The organism is Paraburkholderia kirstenboschensis, from assembly GCF_032806925.1.
In the GTDB taxonomy this organism is placed as follows: domain Bacteria; phylum Pseudomonadota; class Gammaproteobacteria; order Burkholderiales; family Burkholderiaceae; genus Paraburkholderia; species Paraburkholderia kirstenboschensis.
Map to the genome: position 1 here is coordinate 265456 of NZ_CP136513.1, position 17241 is coordinate 282696.

At 63.2% G+C, this 17241-nt stretch carries 14 protein-coding genes and 3 tRNA genes; 12 read left to right on the top strand and 5 right to left on the bottom strand.

Annotated features, from left to right (window positions below; translation table 11 throughout):
• Positions 1–305: 305 nt before the first annotated feature.
• Entirely contained in the window at positions 306–1544 is a 1239-nt protein-coding gene (earP, locus tag RW095_RS23885; RefSeq protein ID WP_317021426.1) for an elongation factor P maturation arginine rhamnosyltransferase EarP, read from the bottom strand.
• A 157-nt stretch (positions 1545–1701) separates the two neighbouring features.
• On the opposite strand from earP, the gene uvrC reads away from it, so the two are divergent.
• The 7 genes from uvrC (at position 1702) to RW095_RS23920 (ending at position 6900) form a co-directional block, all read left to right on the top strand.
• Complete coding sequence (gene uvrC, locus RW095_RS23890) at positions 1702–3912, top strand: excinuclease ABC subunit UvrC (RefSeq protein ID WP_317021427.1); 2211 nt, start codon at positions 1702–1704, stop codon at positions 3910–3912.
• A 242-nt stretch (positions 3913–4154) separates the two neighbouring features.
• Positions 4155–4748 (top strand): CDP-diacylglycerol--glycerol-3-phosphate 3-phosphatidyltransferase, encoded by a 594-nt coding sequence (gene pgsA / locus RW095_RS23895; protein WP_317022657.1) that lies wholly within the window; start codon positions 4155–4157, stop codon positions 4746–4748.
• 206 nt (positions 4749–4954) lie between these two features.
• Positions 4955–5030: transfer RNA gene (locus RW095_RS23900), tRNA-Gly, on the top strand.
• 70 nt (positions 5031–5100) lie between these two features.
• Positions 5101–5176 (top strand) — tRNA-Gly (locus RW095_RS23905).
• Between the two features lie 98 nt (positions 5177–5274).
• A tRNA-Cys gene (locus tag RW095_RS23910) sits at positions 5275–5348 on the top strand.
• Positions 5349–5507: 159 nt separating this feature from the next.
• On the top strand, positions 5508–6266 hold the full coding sequence (locus RW095_RS23915; protein WP_317021428.1) for a TraB/GumN family protein: 759 nt from the start codon (positions 5508–5510) through the stop codon (positions 6264–6266).
• 121 nt (positions 6267–6387) lie between these two features.
• On the top strand, positions 6388–6900 hold the full coding sequence (locus RW095_RS23920) for a GNAT family N-acetyltransferase (protein WP_317021429.1): 513 nt from the start codon (positions 6388–6390) through the stop codon (positions 6898–6900).
• 80 nt (positions 6901–6980) lie between these two features.
• Here RW095_RS23920 and RW095_RS23925 read toward each other — a convergent pair whose 3' ends face one another.
• From RW095_RS23925 to RW095_RS23935, 3 genes are read right to left on the bottom strand one after another with little or no spacing between them, the layout of a single operon-like run.
• Positions 6981–7877 carry a cytochrome c oxidase assembly protein gene (locus RW095_RS23925; RefSeq protein WP_317021430.1) on the bottom strand — a complete coding sequence of 299 codons (897 nt, stop codon included), beginning with the start codon at positions 7875–7877 and terminating at the stop codon, positions 6981–6983.
• Positions 7878–7905: 28 nt separating this feature from the next.
• Positions 7906–8364, bottom strand: coding sequence for a copper chaperone PCu(A)C (locus tag RW095_RS23930; RefSeq protein WP_128592052.1), 459 nt, complete (start codon positions 8362–8364; stop codon positions 7906–7908).
• A gap of 24 nt (positions 8365–8388) precedes the next feature.
• A complete protein-coding gene (locus RW095_RS23935; RefSeq protein ID WP_317021431.1) occupies positions 8389–9093 on the bottom strand; it encodes an SCO family protein in 705 nt (234 codons plus the stop codon).
• A 356-nt stretch (positions 9094–9449) separates the two neighbouring features.
• Between RW095_RS23935 and otsB the strand changes: the two genes are divergently transcribed.
• Both otsB and otsA read left to right on the top strand, forming a co-directional pair.
• On the top strand, positions 9450–10199 hold the full coding sequence (otsB, locus tag RW095_RS23940; RefSeq protein ID WP_317021432.1) for a trehalose-phosphatase: 750 nt from the start codon (positions 9450–9452) through the stop codon (positions 10197–10199).
• A gap of 82 nt (positions 10200–10281) precedes the next feature.
• Positions 10282–11742 carry an alpha,alpha-trehalose-phosphate synthase (UDP-forming) gene (gene otsA / locus RW095_RS23945; protein WP_317021433.1) on the top strand — a complete coding sequence of 487 codons (1461 nt, stop codon included), beginning with the start codon at positions 10282–10284 and terminating at the stop codon, positions 11740–11742.
• A gap of 135 nt (positions 11743–11877) precedes the next feature.
• Here otsA and RW095_RS23950 read toward each other — a convergent pair whose 3' ends face one another.
• The gene (locus RW095_RS23950) at positions 11878–13749 is read right to left on the bottom strand and encodes an ABC transporter ATP-binding protein (RefSeq protein WP_317021434.1); all 1872 of its coding nucleotides are present in this window, start codon (positions 13747–13749) and stop codon (positions 11878–11880) included.
• Positions 13750–14419: 670 nt separating this feature from the next.
• Between RW095_RS23950 and RW095_RS23955 the strand changes: the two genes are divergently transcribed.
• From RW095_RS23955 to RW095_RS23965, 3 genes are all read left to right on the top strand, one after another.
• Positions 14420–15484 (top strand): glycosyltransferase family 4 protein, encoded by a 1065-nt coding sequence (locus RW095_RS23955; RefSeq protein ID WP_020069419.1) that lies wholly within the window; start codon positions 14420–14422, stop codon positions 15482–15484.
• 257 nt (positions 15485–15741) lie between these two features.
• Positions 15742–16596, top strand: coding sequence for a hypothetical protein (locus RW095_RS23960; protein WP_317021435.1), 855 nt, complete (start codon positions 15742–15744; stop codon positions 16594–16596).
• A gap of 151 nt (positions 16597–16747) precedes the next feature.
• The gene (locus tag RW095_RS23965; RefSeq protein WP_128592428.1) at positions 16748–17212 is read left to right on the top strand and encodes a DUF2214 family protein; all 465 of its coding nucleotides are present in this window, start codon (positions 16748–16750) and stop codon (positions 17210–17212) included.
• Positions 17213–17241: the final 29 nt, after the last annotated feature.

Below are 17241 nucleotides of genomic sequence, written 5' to 3' on the forward strand. Positions count from 1 at the left end.
TTGGCTTGCTGCGAGGGTTCCAGTGGCGTAGCCGATGCGACGCGTTCCGCAATTCCCGCAAAATCCGTTACCTGCTTTTTACCCGATGCGGGCGTGTACACGAGTGGCGCCGGTCGGCAGCGTGTGTCCTGACGTGCATTTTTCTCCACCTCTGCACCATTCGCCGTGCGGCTCGCGTACAGCATCGCATTTGCATCTTTCGATGCCGGGGAAACGGGCTGGAAGGCGGAGATAAAAGCCAACTAAAACCAGGATTTTTTGCTGCGATCGGGCCGCGCTTGCGTCGTCGGCCGTTGGATAACCGCTTATTTTAACTGACTTTTTGTGAACAAGGCCAGATTTCCAGCGAGGTCTCCGACTTCCGCGAGTTCGCCGGCCCATTCGACCGCTCGCCGCTGCAGCGCCGGGTAGTGGTCGCGCATCGCCGCCCAGTCCGGCTCGCCGGCGCCATTCCAGGCGTGCCAGAAGCGCGCGAGCGCGGCGCGGGCGTCGACGGGAAGCGTGCGGCCGTAGTGCTCAAGCGCGGCGTCGAGCTTCGGCAGATGGGCGTCGTCGGCTTGCGGGTAGATGTGCCAGACGAAGGGCCTGGCGGCCCACTGCGCGCGAACGAACGAATCCTCGCCGCGCACGAAGTTGATGTCGCTTGCCCAGAGCAGCGCGTCGTAGCCGGATTGTTCGGTGAACGCGAGGCCGTGAGCGCTCAATCCGCCGCGCTCGGCATGGGTGCCGGCGGCGAACGCCGGCAGTCCGAAAAAGCGCGCAACCGCGCCGGAGATGCGGCCCTCCGGCACAAGCAGCACGACAGGTTCGGCACCATCGCGCCATTGCTTGAGCATGCTGTCGACTGCCGGGTTCTCATAGGCGAACAGTGAAACGACGGTCGCGCCAACAGGCGGCGTGCGTCCCACGGCTTGCCGCCACCACGCTTCTCGTGCAGCAAGCGACGCTTCGAACGCCGCCCGTGCGGCATCCAGATTCCGCTCTTTCAGCACGCCGCCCGTGCCCGGTCCGAGACCCGGAAAGAAGAACGTTTTGACGAGCGGATAGCGCGGATGCGGCGACGGCCGCAGGTGAAAGTCCGCCACCCAGTCCTCGGCGCTCAGATATTCGAGGTTGATCCACACAGGCGCGCGCTCGCGCTGCGCCATCGCAGCCACGTAGATGGGCGGCAGTTCGCAGGCGAACGCCTCGATCACCACGTCGGCCACTTCGAGCGTGTCGCCCGCATGCGCCGGCGCGTGCCAGTGTTCGACGACGATCCCGCCGATAGTCTGCCGCGCACGGTCGAGCGCGAGCGACGGACACAGTTTCTGGAACGCGTGCAGATCGTCGACGAAGACGCGCACTTGCCACCCGTGCTCGCTCGCAAGCTGACGCGCAAGACGCCAGCACACCCCGATGTCGCCGAAATTGTCGATCACCGCGCAGAAAATATCGCACGCGATCGCTGCGGACGGTTCGCCAGGCGGCGCGGCGGTTTGGTCGGCGGTTGCGTCGGCCGTTGGGGCAGCGGTTGGGTTGGAGGGCGGCGCGGTGGAGGGCATCGACGTAGCTCGGGCGGACGCGGAATGTTCTAAACTGGCGATTCTAAAGCACCCGTTCGATCTCCTCGCGCTGGACTTCTCGAGCGCGAAACCGATGGGGCCACACCTGGCCAGACGGGGCGACCGCCCGCGAGACAGTTCCACAAGCCGATCCTGCATGACCGAACCCGAAGCAAACATCGCTTTCGAGCCGAAAACAGTGCTCGCCCAGTTGCCGCATCTGCCCGGCGTCTATCGCTATTACGACACGCACGGCGCGGTGTTGTATGTCGGCAAGGCACGCGACCTCAAGAAGCGCGTGTCCAGCTATTTCACGAAGACGCAACTGTCGCCGCGCATCGCGATGATGGTGACGCGCATTGCGCGCATCGAGACGACTGTCACGCGCTCCGAGGCAGAAGCGCTGTTGCTGGAAAACAATCTGATCAAGGCGCTCGCGCCGCGCTACAACATTCTGTTTCGGGACGACAAGTCGTATCCGTATCTGAAGCTGACCGGCCACAAGTTTCCGCGGATGGCGTATTACCGCGGCTCGGTGGATCGCAAGAACCAGTACTTCGGTCCGTTTCCGAGCGCGTGGGCGGTGCGCGAGAGCATTCAGGTCCTGCAGCGCGTATTCCAGTTGCGTACCTGCGAAGACTCCGTTTTCAACAACCGCACGCGGCCGTGCCTGCTGCATCAGATCGGCCGTTGCACGGCGCCGTGCGTCGGGAACATCGGCGAAGAGGATTACGCACGCGACGTCGCGAATGCGTCGCGCTTTCTGCTCGGCCGCCAGGGCGAAGTGATGAAGGAACTCGAGCAGAAGATGCATGCGTTCGCGAGCGAGCTGAAGTTCGAGCAGGCTGCGGCCGTGCGCAATCAGATGAGTTCGCTGTCGACGGTGCTGCATCAGCAGGCCATTGAAGTCGGCAGCGATAGCGATGTCGATATTCTCGCGGTGGTCGCGCTGGGCGGCCGCGTCTGTGTGAATCTGGCGATGGTGCGCGGCGGCCGGCATCTCGGCGACAAGGCGTATTTCCCCGCGCATGTGGAAAGCGCGTTGACGGCGGAAGAGGGTGGTCTGGAAGAGGAAAGCGGCGACGACGTGTTGGTCGACGTCGCGTCGGATGCAGGCTCGGTCTCTGCGGAAGACGCGCTCAGCGATATGAGCGGTGAAACGCGATCGTCCGACACCGCGGATGCGCTTGCAATCGCACAAGAACTGCCGCCGGAAGATGACGACGACGTCGCGGACGACGCAAGCGACGCAGGCGCGCTCGATACCAACCCCGATTCTGATTCCGAACCGGCGAAGCCGCGCAAGGGCAGCGCGTCGGGCAGCATCGAATCGGAAGTGCTCGAGGCGTTCATCGCGCAGCATTATCTCGGCAATCGCGTACCGCCCGTGCTGGTGGTCAGCCATGCACCGGCCACGCGAGAACTCGTCGACGTGCTGATCGAGCAGGCCGGCCACAAGGTCACCGTGCTGCGTCAGCCTCAAGGGCAACGGCGCGCCTGGCTCGCGATGGCCGAGCAGAACGCACGGCTCGCGCTCGCACGACTGTTGTCGGAGCAAGGCTCGCAACAGGCGCGCACCCGCGCGCTTACCGACACGCTCGGCATGGAGTGCGACGACCTCGCGCATGTGCGCATCGAATGTTTCGACATCAGCCACACAATGGGCGAGGCGACGCAGGCGTCGTGCGTCGTGTATCACCATCACAAGATGCAGTCGTCTGAATATCGCCGCTACAACATTACGGGCATCACGCCCGGCGACGACTACGCGGCGATGCGCCAGGTGCTCACGCGTCGCTACGAGAAAATGGTCGCGCAGGCCGCCGCGAATGCCGCCGACCTGGCCGCCGATCTGCAAAGCGATGCGGCGGTCGACCCGTCGCTCACGCCCGAGGCCGCTGAACCGGTCGCGTCGGGTGCCATCTTGCCCTCCATCGTGTTGATCGACGGCGGCAAGGGCCAGGTCGAAATCGCGCGGCAGGTGTTCACCGAACTTGGGCTGGACACGGGCATGCTGGTCGGCGTCGCGAAAGGTGAGGGGCGCAAGGTCGGGCTCGAAACGCTGATTTTCGCCGACGGCCGCACGCCGCTCGAACTCGGCAAGGAAAGCGCCGCGCTGATGCTGGTCGCGCAGATCCGCGACGAGGCGCACCGTTTTGCGATCACCGGCATGCGCGCAAAACGCGGCAAGACGCGTCAGACGTCGCGGCTCGAGGAACTCGAGGGCGTGGGGGCGAAACGGCGTCAGCGGCTGCTGGCGCGCTTTGGCGGGCTGCGCGGCGTGGTCGCGGCGAGTGTCGAGGATCTCGCGAGCGTCGAAGGGATTTCCCAGGCGCTCGCCGAGCAGATCTACCGGCAATTGCACTGAACCGCGGTGCGTGGCTCACGTCGCGCATAGCTGGACGCGCCGGCAAACCCCGTGCCGCAGCAGCTTGCATGACGAGCCCGATGCGCTCGCCGACATCCGCGCCTGGCCTCGCTTCATGTGCCGGCCTCGCGCGAGGTGAGTCGCGCAAGCGGCGCGCGCCTCGCTGTCGGCGCCGCTTTGCTTGTGGCAGGCACTCCGACACGGCACAATTGCATCTCTCCCGTCAGACGCTGCGCCTGCCCATGCCGTTCAATTTCCCGATTTTCCTGACCTGGCTGCGGATCGTTCTGATCCCGCTGGTCGTCGGCGTGTTTTATTTGCCCGACATGATGATGAGCCCCGCGCACCGTAATCTCGCGGCGGCGACGATCTTCGTGCTGGCTGCGCTGACCGACTGGTTCGACGGCTATCTTGCCCGCAAGTGGAATCAGACGTCGGCGTTCGGCGCGTTTCTCGATCCGGTCGCGGACAAACTGATGGTGACCGCCGCCTTGCTCGTGCTCGTGCAACTCGCGCGAATCGACTCCGCTATTGCTCTCGTGATCGTCGGACGCGAGATTGCGATCTCGGCGCTGCGCGAATGGATGGCGCAGATCGGCGCGTCGAAGAGCGTGGCCGTGAATTCGCTCGGTAAATTCAAGACCGTTTGCCAGATGGTGGCGATTCCCATGCTGCTGTTCAACGGTCCGCTGTCGTTCGCCGGCGGCGTGACGATCGACACACGAACCTGGGGCCTGTGGCTCATCTATCTCGCGGCATTCCTGACCATCTGGTCCATGCTGTATTACATGAAGCTCGCATGGCCGCAAATTCGCGAGCGCGGCGGGGCTGTCTGAGCGCCGTGCGCGCCTGCATTGCGGCGATACGTGAGAACGTCATGAGTGAAATCTGTTCAGTTAAAGAGATTGGCAAAAGGGGTTGACACGTTTCGGTCGTTTCTCCATAATCTCGTTTCTCCGATGCACGCAGTTCGAAACGTCGGTTGCAGTAGAAGGAAGAAGGGCGTAGTAGGCCTTTCTAAGCAGCACGAAAGCAGTAATACGCGGGAGTAGCTCAGTTGGTAGAGCGCAACCTTGCCAAGGTTGAGGTCGCGAGTTCGAGCCTCGTCTCCCGCTCCAGATTTTTGAAGCAGCGCGTTGTTCAGTAAGGTAGTTTGGTGAAGTGCAAGGCGTTGCGAAGCAGTGCAATGCGGGAGTAGCTCAGTTGGTAGAGCGCAACCTTGCCAAGGTTGAGGTCGCGAGTTCGAGCCTCGTCTCCCGCTCCACACATCAGGGGAAGCAACGCTTCCCTTTTTGTTTGGTGGACTGACGGTTGTCCACGAGACAAATCAGCGAATCTGCAGCTAGATTCCCATCCGCTTGCGGCGCGATAGCAAAGCGGTTATGCAGCGGCCTGCAAAGCCGTTTAGGCCGGTTCGACTCCGGCTCGCGCCTCCAGTAGTTGAAGTACAGAAAAGCCCCGCCATGTCGGGGCTTTTCTTTTTTCGCGTCCGCAATCCAGTGTGGACGCGTCACCCACGACGCGCCCCGCTGCGCATGCGGCGCGCGGGCAATAATGGCGCACAATGCGTGTTTGTTCCTTGCCACCCAACGTGCATGTACCTACACATCACCGGCACCAATGTGCGCCTCCTTGGCTCCATGCATCTCTTTCCCGTATCGAGCCGCAGAACGCCGTCGTGGATCGAGCAGGCATATGACTGGGCCGAGACGCTGGTCTTCGAATCCGACCCGCCTACAATTCTGCCTTTCCTCAAAGCCGATCCGCAGTGTGGTGCGCAAAGCCTCGCGCCTCTCCTTTCCGTCGACGCCTGGACTCGTCTGCAAGCGGCGTGGCCCGCTGAGGGGCCGCTCGCGCCGCTCGCCGATCTGCGTCCGTGGGCTGCGCTGATCATTGCGCCGACGTTGTTCCAGCAGCTCGTCGGAGGCGTCGAGCCGCGCATGCTGCGGTGGGCGACAGGCGAGGGCAAAGCATATGAGTATCTGGAGACAGCGCACGAAGTCGCTCGCGCGCTCGAATCGATTCCGCTCGATACAGTCGCCGCCGCGCTCGCAGCGCTCATGGCCGACATCGGCGAGCCGCAACGCACGCTCGAGCGCATGCATGCAGCGTGGCTCGACGGAGATCTGTCAGCCGTGCATCGCATCGCCGTCGAGTCGCCGATGTTCAATCTGCCCGACATCCGTCGCGCGATCCTGGACGCGCGCAATCACATGTGGGCCGCGCGCATAAGCGAGTTGCTCGCGCGGCCTGAACGAACTCTGGTCGTGGTCGGCGCACTTCATCTGTGCGGACCGGGCAACCTCGTTGAATGCCTCGCGCGATCCGTCGAGCCGGTGTTTGCCGGCGAGTAGGAGTGGAGCTATGGGGAACCTACCCGCACGCGTAAAGCTGATTGGTCCGATGCCGCGACGCGCGGCATAATCGTGCATTCGCCGTCGTCGGTGACGGCGCGCCTCTTTCTAAAAGCCTGTTATGACCGAACCACAGCACACCGCTGCCGCGAGGCTTGCGCAACTCCAATGGCGCTGGAAGGCGTTCGACGAGCTCACGAGCGCCGAGGTCTACGCCATGCTCGCCGCGCGTAGCGCTGTCTTCGTGATCGAGCAGAACTGCCTGTATGGCGACATCGACGGTCTCGATCTCGAAGCCTGGCATCTGCTTGCATTTGGCGCGACGGGAGATGCAATCACGGGCACAGCGCGACCGCCGCTGGCCGGCTATTTACGCGTGCTTCTACCCGACGCCGACGACGGCGATATTCGCATCGGCCGCGTACTGACTACCGCGGAATTCCGCGGCATCGGTCTCGGCAATGCGATGCTTGACCGGGCAGTCGCGAATATCCGCAAGCAGTGGCCAGGCACGCCGATCCGCTTGCACGCGCAGGCGCATCTGCAACGCTTCTACGGCGCGTTTGGTTTTGCGCCAGTGTCCGAGATTCACGAAGAGGACGGCATTCCGCACGTGTGGATGCGTTCGACCTGAGCGTGCGAGGGCGTGTCTGAAGGGTATAGCCGGTGATCAGCCAAAGGCCAGCGAGACGTTAGCTGGAAATCAGCGACGCATCAGCGGCGAATGCCGACGGTCGACGAAGCCGTATTCGCAACATCAGCTTTCGTAGGGCTCGCCGCCATCGCGCGCCGTTCGCCGCGCACGCGTCCGCGCGCGGAGAGGCGCATCCAGTGACGCAACGCCACGAGCGCGCCGATCACGCTCATCATCGAACCTGGGATCCACAGAAGCAGGCCGCCGATCTGTTGATCGCGCATCGGGCTCAGCCAGGTGAACGCGCGCCCGCAGATCGAATAGATCGGATACAGCTCACGCGGCGAAAAAAAGATGAACGCCCCGAGGATGATCTGCGGCGGAATCGCGGCGATCACCACCAGCACGCGCTTGCCTGGCGACAAGCGCGCGGGTGGCGCGGGACGCGGATCGAGCACGAGCCACCAGAACAGCAGGCCGTCGACCACCATGCTCCAGTTCATCACGCGATAAAGCCGCCAGTCGAGCATCGCAACAAAATGGACCGGCGACATCAGCCAGAAGTAAATCAGGCCAACGAACAATGTCACCGCGACGACCGGATGCATGACGACGTCGAGCAGCTTGCGCACGAACGGCAGGGCGAGCGCGGGCCGCACGAAGCGCTGGCGCCAACGGAACGGGATGCCCGCACGCAATGCCGCGCCCGGATATGACAGCGCGATGAAGAAAGGTCCGAGATGATGCAGCACGAGGTGCTGCGCGCGATGCATGAAAAACTCGTGCTCGAAGAAATAATCGAGCCGCGTGTGCAACGCGACGTATAACGCCGCCAGCCCGAACCAGAAGGAAACGCGCCGCGCCGCCGACACCTTTGCCTTGCGAGCGCCACGCACGAACAGAATTGCGGGCAGCAGCAGGGCGATGACGACCGTCGGTGAGAATTCCCAAGGATCGAGCCAGTAGAGCAGGTTCATTGCCGCGGATTGCCGTGAATTGCCATGCTTACTTCGTCTGCGCGGGCGACTTCACCGCGAACGGTGTGTCGAGCGTTGCGCCGTCCGAAAACTTCAGCGTCAGATGTACCGTGTCGCCCGGCGCGATCTTGTGCTTCGCGTCTTCGAGCATCACGTGATAGCCGCCCGGTGCGATTGCAACTTGCCCGTGCGCAGGCACCGTCAGCTTGTCGACCATCACCATCTTCTGCGACGAACCATTCGAGACTGTCTGATGCAGCATCGCGTCGCCGTAGTCGGGGCTCGAAATATCGACGAGGTCCACGGGCTTGTCGCCTGAGTTCACGAGCGTCACGTAACCGGCCGCGGGCAGGTTGTTGGGCAGCCAGCGTACCCATGCATTCTTCGCGGTAATCGGCTGCGCGCCGGCGGCGTGGGCAGTCACGGCGAAAGCAAACGAAAGGGCAAGGGCGCCAGCCACGGCGGAGAGCGTACGGGTTCTGGACATTGGGATCTGTGTCATGGCTTGAGGTCAGGAGCGTTGATCGACGATGCGCCGCAGGTCCTGCGCGATCGCATCTGGCGTGTCGTGGTCGGTGGCGAGCAGGCGCGCGCGGCCTTGCGCGTCGAACACGTAGACGGCGGAACTATGGGTGACTTCGTAATTGCCGTTGGGGTCGCGCTTTTCCATCTGATACGCAACCCGGTAGCGCTTTGCGAGCGATTCGATCTGCCAGTCGGTGCCGGTCAGTCCCTCGGCATGCTTCGGATCGAACGCACCGACGTAATCGTGCAAGGCCTTCGGCGTGTCGCGCGCCGGATCGACGGTGATGAACAGGATGCGCACCTTCTGCGCATCGGGGCCGAGCTGCTCCAGCACCTGCATCAGCCGCCCCATGGTTTCGGGGCAGACGTCCGGGCAATGCGTGTAGCCGAAATAGACGAGCGAGGCGCGCCCCTTGAACGAATCGCCGCTGACGGGACGCCCGTCGTCGCCAGTCAGCGTGAAATCGAGGTCGGGCAAATGTCCGGTCACATTCGTCAAATGCCACGGCTCCACGCGATTCGTGCAGCCGGCAAGCGCGATCGTGGCAAAGAGCGCGCCGGCCGCGATCGTCGACCGGAACCGGCGCGCGCGGCTCTCGCGAGGCGACGACCCCGGGTCCGCTTGCAAGCGTTGCAGTGAGATGATCGGGAACAAAGCAGGTATCAATGACTCGATTGAAGAGGGGGGCATTGCGCCGCTCTCGCGTGCGCGCGCCCCGACTGCCGGCGAGCTGTTCGCGATAGTGGACAAAAATGGTCGTAACGCCAAAGTCTCGTTTGGCTGCGACTGTATCGCAAAATGACGGAAGGCGTCGCTCACGGCCCACGGGCGCACGGTTTAAGAGGCAATATGACGCACATGACTGAAAGGTGGTTGAAGCCGATCGTTTCCGATTTGAACGCAATCCCGGTGAGCGGGGCGCGACCTCGCTGCTGTGCTGTTCTATCCGGCTTGCGGCCCGGCTCTCTTTCTCGAAAAATTGATGGATGCGCGGTAAGATGCGCACACTTTTCCGGCTGCGAATGGCCGAAAGGCAAAACTACCCGATGCAAGCACTTCCGGCTTTCCTGTCTCCTGGCGAGACCGCGTTTTTCTTCGATTTCGACGGCACGCTCGTCGAACTCGCGCCCACGCCGGACGGCGTGCAGGTGCAACCTCGCGTCATCGAGCTACTCGCCGAGCTGCGACGCTTGACCAACGGAGCGGTCGCCGTGGTGTCCGGGCGCGGCATCGACAGCATCGACGCTTTTCTCGGCATGCCCGATTTGCCGATTGCCGGTCTGCATGGCGCCGAGCGGCGCGACGCGAACGGCGACACGCAACGCATCGGCTTCCACGACGAACGCCTTCTGCGCATGGAGCAGGTTTTGGCCGAGGTGGTCAACGCCAACCCCGGCATGCTGCTCGAGATCAAGGGCGCTGCGCTCGCGTTGCACTACCGCAATGCGCCCGATCGCGAGCCGGTGGCGCGCGAGGCGACCGGGCGGCTGGTCGCCGATTATCCGAACTCGTACGTGTTGCAGCCGGGCAAGATGGTCTATGAAATCAAACCAAAGGATGTCGATAAAGGCCGCGCCATGCGCGCGTTCCTCGACGAGCCGCCGTTCGTCGGACGCAAGCCGGTTTTTGCCGGCGACGACCTGACCGACGAAAAGGGCTTCGCCGTCGTGAACGAGCGCGACGGACTGTCGATCAAGGTCGGCGCGGGCGAGACGACAGCGCAAGCGCGCGTCGAGTCCGTGACCGCGCTGCTCGACTGGCTCGAGACAGTCGTTGCGGCGGCGCGTGCGGGATGACCGCCGCGATGTCCGGCGCACGACGTTCACAACGCACACAAGATAGTGCGACAACAAGGCATTACATCGGGGACAGCGTTTCATGAGCCGACTGATTATCGTTTCGAACCGGGTTGCGCCGATCTCGGAGGGCGGTCCGGCGGCGGGCGGTCTGGCGGTCGGTGTGTACGACGCGCTCAAGGAAACCGGCGGCATGTGGTTCGGCTGGAGCGGCGACGTGCTGAGCTCCGGCCAGCCGCAGATCAAGGTCGAAGAGCGCGGCCCCGTGACTTTCGCGACCATAGCGCTGATGCGCCGCGATTACGACCAGTACTATCGCGGCTTCTCGAACGCGACGCTATGGCCGGCTTTTCACTACCGCGCCGACCTGCTGCAGTACGACCGGCATGACTTCGAGGGTTATTGCCGCGTGAACGCGTGGCTCGCGCAGCAACTCGTGCCGCTGCTACGTGAAGACGATGTGATCTGGGTTCACGACTATCACCTGATTCCGTTCGCCGAGGCGCTGCGCGCGGCGGGCGTGAAGAATCGCATCGGTTTTTTCCTGCACATTCCGTTTCCCGCTTCGCAGGTGCTGCTGGCTGTGCCGCCGCATCGCGAACTGGTACAAGCGTTGTGTTCGTTCGATCTGCTCGGTTTCCAGACGGCTCCTGATCTGCGCGCCTTCTGCGACTACATCGTCAACGAGGCGAACGGCACAGTCGACGCCTCGCCCGCCGGGCCGCTCGCAGTTCATGCGTTTGGCCGCACATTGCGTGCAGCGGCTTACCCAATCGGCGTCTATCCGGACGAGATCGCTGAACTCGCCAAGGCGGGTGAGCGCGGCAAGCCGGTGCGCACGATGAAAGCAACGCTGCATTCGCGCAAGCTGATCATGAGCGTGGACCGTCTCGATTATTCGAAGGGACTGGTCGAGCGTTTTCGCGCGTTCGAGCGTCTGCTGGAACACGCCACGGCGCAACGCAACAAGGTGTCGTTCCTGCAGATCGCGCCGCCGACCCGCGCCGACATGCATGCCTATCAGGACATCCGTCTGCAACTGGAAGGGGAGTCGGGCCGCATCAACGGGCGCTTCGCGGAACTGGACTGGACGCCGATTCTGTACATCCACAAGCAATACGAACGCTCGGTGCTCGCTGCGCTCTTTCGCACCGCGCATGTCGGCTATGTCACGCCGCTGCGCGACGGCATGAACCTTGTCGCCAAAGAATACGTGTCGGCGCAGGACCCGGAGAATCCGGGCGTGCTTGTGTTATCGCGTTTCGCGGGCGCGGCGCAGGAGCTGGACGGCGCGCTGATCGTCAACCCGGTGGATATCGACGGCATGGCCGATGCGCTCGCCAGAGCGCTCGACATGCCGCTCGCGGAGCGCCAGGCGCGTCATCGGGACATGATGGCGCAATTGCGGGAGAACAATGTTTCGGTCTGGCGCGACAACTTCCTGCACGATCTGCAGAGCGCCGGTGGTGCAGCCCGCACCAGGAGCGGGCGGGCGCGTGCCTCTTCGGGGAAGAAGACCGCGCGCGAGGTTCTCGCTAGCTAGCAGCTACGGTGAGCCGGGTTTGAATTGGCGTAGATGTTCGCCTTGACATCGTCACAAGCGGGAAAACGAAAAAAAGCCGCTCGATAAAGCGGCTTTTTTCTTTGACCGAACGCGCTCCTGTCTAGCGCGCGCGGCTCAGATCACGTGCTGTTCGTCGACTTTCTTGCCGCCCACATGCAGGGTAGCGCCCTTGCCGTATTGCTTCGAGAGCAGGTCGCGATACAGCCCGGGGCGCAGGCGCAACTCTTCGGGACTGCCGTCGTCGATCACCTTGCCCGCGCTCATCACGATGATGCGGTCGAAGTTGTTCAACGTCGACAGACGGTGCGCAATGGCGATCACCGTGCGGCCTACCATCAGCCGGTCCAGCGCCTTCTGGATCGCTTCTTCCGATGCGCTGTCGAGCGCCGACGTGGCTTCGTCGAGCAGCAGGATCGGCGCGTTCTTCAGGATCGCGCGTGCAATGGCGATCCGCTGACGTTGTCCGCCTGACAGCTTCACGCCGCGGTCGCCGACGATCGTGTCGAAGCCTTCCGGCATGGCCTCGATGAAGTCGGTGCAGCGGGCCTCGCGCGCCGCGGCCAGCACTTCTTCGCGGCTCGCTTCGGGGCGCCCATACGCAATGTTCTCGTACACCGTGCGATGGAACAGCGAAATGTCTTGCGGCACAAGCGCGATCGCATGGCGGAGGCTGTCCTGCGTGATCGTGTCGATGTCCTGACCGTCGATCTTGATCGAACCGCCTTGCGTTTCGTAGAAACGCTGCAGCAAGGCGAGCACGGTCGACTTGCCCGCGCCCGACTTGCCGATCAGACCGACCCGTTGGCCCGGCTCGATATGCAGGTCGAAATGATCGAGGATCGGCCGGCGGCGCGGATACGCGAACGTCACGTTTTCGAAATCGACCCGGCCGCCCTGCGGCACGAGCTCGGTCGCGCCGTCGCGGTCGGGCATGCCATGCGGCTCCAGCAAGGTGCGCACGGCTTCCGCGAGACGGGCCACGTGCTGCGTCACATCTACCAGCGCGACTGCGAGATCGCGCGTGCCGTGCAGAATAGTGAAGCCGAGCGAGCTGACAAGCACGATGTCGCCCGAGGTCGCTTTACCTTGATCCCACAGCACGAGCGCCCAGCCGAGCAGGCCCGCCGACAGCAGCGCGGTGATCACCGCGTGCAGCAGACGCAGCTTTTCCAGGTAGAGCAGGCTTTGCTGACGCGCGTCCATCTCGGCCTTGACCGTCGCGCCGAAGCGCTGCTGTTCGCGAAACGTCATGCCGAAGGCGCGCACGAGACCCATGTTGCTGATGACGTCGACGAGTTCGCCGTCAACCGAGGCCGCCCTGGTCGCGAAATGGTGGTGGCGCGCGGAGCCGCGGCCGGCAAGCTTGTACAGTACGACCGACAGAATGGCCGAGCACAGCATCAGGCCGCCGGCCATCAGCGGGTTCACCGCGATGATCATGAAGATCGCGCCGAGCACGGCGATGCACGGCGGCAGCACGTTCCAGGCGGTGGTGTTTTCGGCGGTGTAGACCGCGTTCGACGTCGCGGTGATCCGGCTTGCCAGCATGCCGGGCTGCTTCTCGGAGTAGTAGGTCGGCGAATGCCCGCTCAGATACTGGAAGAGGTCGCGCCGCAAGTCGCCGGTCACGGCGACGAACGTGTGGGCGGCGACCCAGCCGCCGACGCGCCAGAGCAGGTTGTCGGCCGCGATCAGCCCGACCAGGATCGCAAAAGCGCCCCACAGCGGCCCCGGATGATGCCGGCCGGCGCCGAGCACATCGATAAGATGTTTGATCGCGTATTGCGAAGCGAGCGCACAGCCCACGGCCGCTATCACGCTGCACAGCACGGTCGCATGAGCGAGCGGGTGGCGGCGGATAAAGCGGAAAAGGAACGCAAGGGGCCGGTGCGCATAGCTCGCGAGCTTGGCGTTCTGGGCGTTGCGCTGGGCGCTGGTCAAATGTTCCAATTGATCGTGAGGTTCGTGTGGTTCGGGGGTGTGCATGCAAAGCGTGGGCCACGCGAAAAAGATCCGCGGCGAAGCCAATGCTTCGCATTGTAAACATGCAAAAGCGATTGCGCCCTGTGTAACCGGGCTTTTGGCGCGATAGATGTCGCGATGGACGTTCGCAACCTACCTCTTGCTCGACTCACTGCGGCGGCAGTGGTTCACGCGGGTCGCGGAATGTTTTGGAGATATAATTACAAACTGCATTCAGTCGGGACCTGCATTCTCTTCAACGGGTACCGGCAAGGTTAATGCGAGAACTTACAAGATCCCCGGGCAAGCCAGGGGCAAGCCGCAGGCGCCGGTCAGTCGTTACTGTAGAACTGTCTTGCAAAACAAGGGCTTGCAAAGTGTATCCCCCTTGTAACAACGTAAAGACTTTGAAATGTTGTGGTGCAGCGTGAAGCGCGGCACCGATAATGCGTTCGTTCTGTGTCCCACGGTATTTTTCTGACAGATTGTCAACGTCCGTGTTGTTTGTGCGTTTACCGCGAAGGCACGGACGGCGACCACCGTTCGGGCTCTCTAACCTGAAGCGATCTATCGCACGATTTCTCGAAAGAATTAGGTCCGCGCCGGCATGTCCAGCCGGCCGCCCTGGCGAGCAAGCGAGTCGCTTTTACCAAACGCAGTATTTTTGCCAGTTTTTTACGAGGAGTTCTTCATTATGCGAATCGCACAAATCGCTCCGTTGCACGAGGCGGTTCCTCCCAAGCTGTACGGCGGTACGGAACGTGTGGTGTCCTATCTGACCGAAGCACTGGTCGAGCAGGGCCACGACGTCACGCTCTTTGCGAGCGGCGATTCGCAAACCTCGGCAAAGCTCGAAGCCTTCTGGCCGCAGGCGCTGCGCCTCGACCCCACCATCCGCGACGTGATGGCGCCGCACATGCTGCTGCTCGAAGAAGTGCGCCGCCGCGCGGACGAATTCGACGTGCTGCATTTTCACATCGACTATTACCCGTTTTCGCTGTTCGCGCGCCAGCCGGTGCCGTTCGTGACCACGCTGCACGGCCGTCTCGATCTGCCGGAACTGCAGCCGATCTTCAACACGTTCAAAGACGTGCCGGTCGTGTCGATCTCGGACAACCAGCGCATTCCGCTGCCGCAGGCGCACTGGCTGCAGACCGTTTATCACGGCCTGCCGGAAAACCTGCTCACGCCGATCAAGGACGTGAAGCCCAGCTATCTCGCGTTCCTCGGCCGCATCTCGCCGGAAAAGCGTCTGGACCGTGCGATCCGCATCGCCGAACAGGTCGGCATGCCGATCAAGGTCGCGGCCAAGCTCGACAAGGCTGACCGCGCTTACTACGACGAAGTGATCAAGCCGCTCATGGCGCTGCCGCACGTCGAATACATCGGCGAGATCAGCGAAGCGGAAAAGACCGAGTTCCTCGGCAACGCGCACGCGCTGCTTTTCCCGATCGACTGGCCGGAGCCCTTCGGTCTGGTGATGATCGAGGCAATGGCTTGCGGTACGCCGGTGATCGCGTTCAATCGCGGTTCAGTGCCGGAAGTGATCGAAAACGGCGTGTCGGGCTTTGTCGTCGAAGACGAAATCAGCGCGGTCGCGGCGGTCAAGCGTCTGCATACGCTGCCGCGCGAAACGGTGCGCAAGGCGTTCGAAGCGCGCTTCTCGTCGAAGGTGATGGCGCAGAACTACGTCGCCACGTACGAAGAGCTGCTGCGTCGGAAGCACCGTACCGTGCTGCGTGAAGTCAACGCGAACTGATTGAGCCGGACCGGATAGTCCCGGTCCAGACTACAGGCTTGCTGAGCGGAGCGTCTTTGGGCGCCTCGCCAGAGATCCTGGCAACGCCCCGCGCGCAAGCCGCTCGCGGGGCGTTGTTGCATGCGCGCCGCGTTTTTCGTGTTCCGCGATGCAAAGTGAGTGTTTCAGGCACGCCGCGACGAGCCCGGCTTCGTAATATCCCTATAATGGCCGTGCCGCGAAACTGGCTGCGGCGCCGCCGACGACAGGAGGATGCCTTGGCGAGAACGAAAGAGACGCGTGCGAATGCCGCGCCCGGCGCCGGAACGATTTTCGCGTTACGCGCCATCGGTCTCGTGCTTCTCGCCCGCTGGCTGTTTTCCATGTCGGAGATGGACCTGACCGCGTCGCTGTCGGCCATGGCGTCCTCGCCGTGGGCGTGCATCAACCTCGTCTTCCTGTTCCTGCTGATTTTTCTTCCTGGCGCACGCGCGGTCGCAGAGCGTCCTTTTCATCCGCTGCCGCAATGGCTGCGGCAAGCGCTGCGACTCTTCGCATTCCTGGGGTTTCTGTTCGCGGTATGGTCGGTCAGCGCCTTCGCGGTCAGCGCCGGCTGGCGCCGTGCCGCGCAAGCCGTGGCGGCCACCAACGGCTGGCTGTTGGCGGCGCCCGCGCTGTATGCGGCCGTTCTCTGGATTTGCCGCCCGCGCGCACTGTGGCGGACCAACATTGCTGCGCGCCGCTTTGCGATCGGCCGCTATGCCGTCTCGCTCGATCCGCTCACGCGCACGGTCAGCGTGTGGGCTGAGCGTCGCAAGGTGGGGCAGTACGACGCCCGCGAACTCTCCGTGCGCTGGGCGGACGTCGCAGGCACGCGCTCTGCGACGCCGCCCACGCCGGTCATCGCGCTCCACGCCGTCGGCGATACTGGCGCTGGCGCTACGTCGTCAGGCTCGAGCGGCGCTCCGTCGCTTGCGCGGGCTGCGTTCGGCCGACGTCCGAAAATCGAGTTGCTGTGGGATTCGCCCGCGGCGGCCGGTCACAACCGGCAAACCGTATTTCGCGCCGCCTTGACGACCGAAGGCGATCGCGTCGCCGCCCGAGCTCTCGACAGCACGTTGCGGCAAGTCTGAGTCAGAGGTTTTGTGCAGTCGGTCACATGCCGTGACGGTTGCGCGCGTTGTAAAGTAAGCCGTGGTCGATAATGAAATAACGATGCTGCCCGTACTGACGGCGGGCGAGTGAAACAACGATCGAAGTGCCGTGTCATTTGCAGGAGTCGCTATGCTGGTTCGCTGGTTGCTTGCCGCTCTTCATCTGCTTGCTTATGGCTTCGCACTTGCGTCGATTCTGCGGCGCACGTGGGCGCTGCGCCGTGCCGCCGTACCAGCGGCGCTCCGCTCGGTGTTCCGGGCCGATACACGCTGGGGCCTTTCCGCACTCGTGTTGATCGTCACCGGCTTGATGCGCGTTTTCGGCACCTATGAGAAGGGCGCCGATTACTATCTCCACGAGCCGCTCTTCCACGTCAAGATGACGCTGCTCGTGATAATCATCGTGCTGGAAGTTCCGTCGATGCTCGCATTGATGCGTTGGCGCGCATCGATACGAAAAGGCGCGGCGCCGGAGCTGCAAAACGCGCGTCGCTATGCGCATTTGAGTGTGATTCAGACCGTCTTGCTCGTATTGATGGTCTTCGCGGCAACCGGCATGGCGCGCGGCATCGGTTTGCCTTCGGGCGCGGTGTGACGACAGCGGCGCGCCAGCGGAAAGTGCCT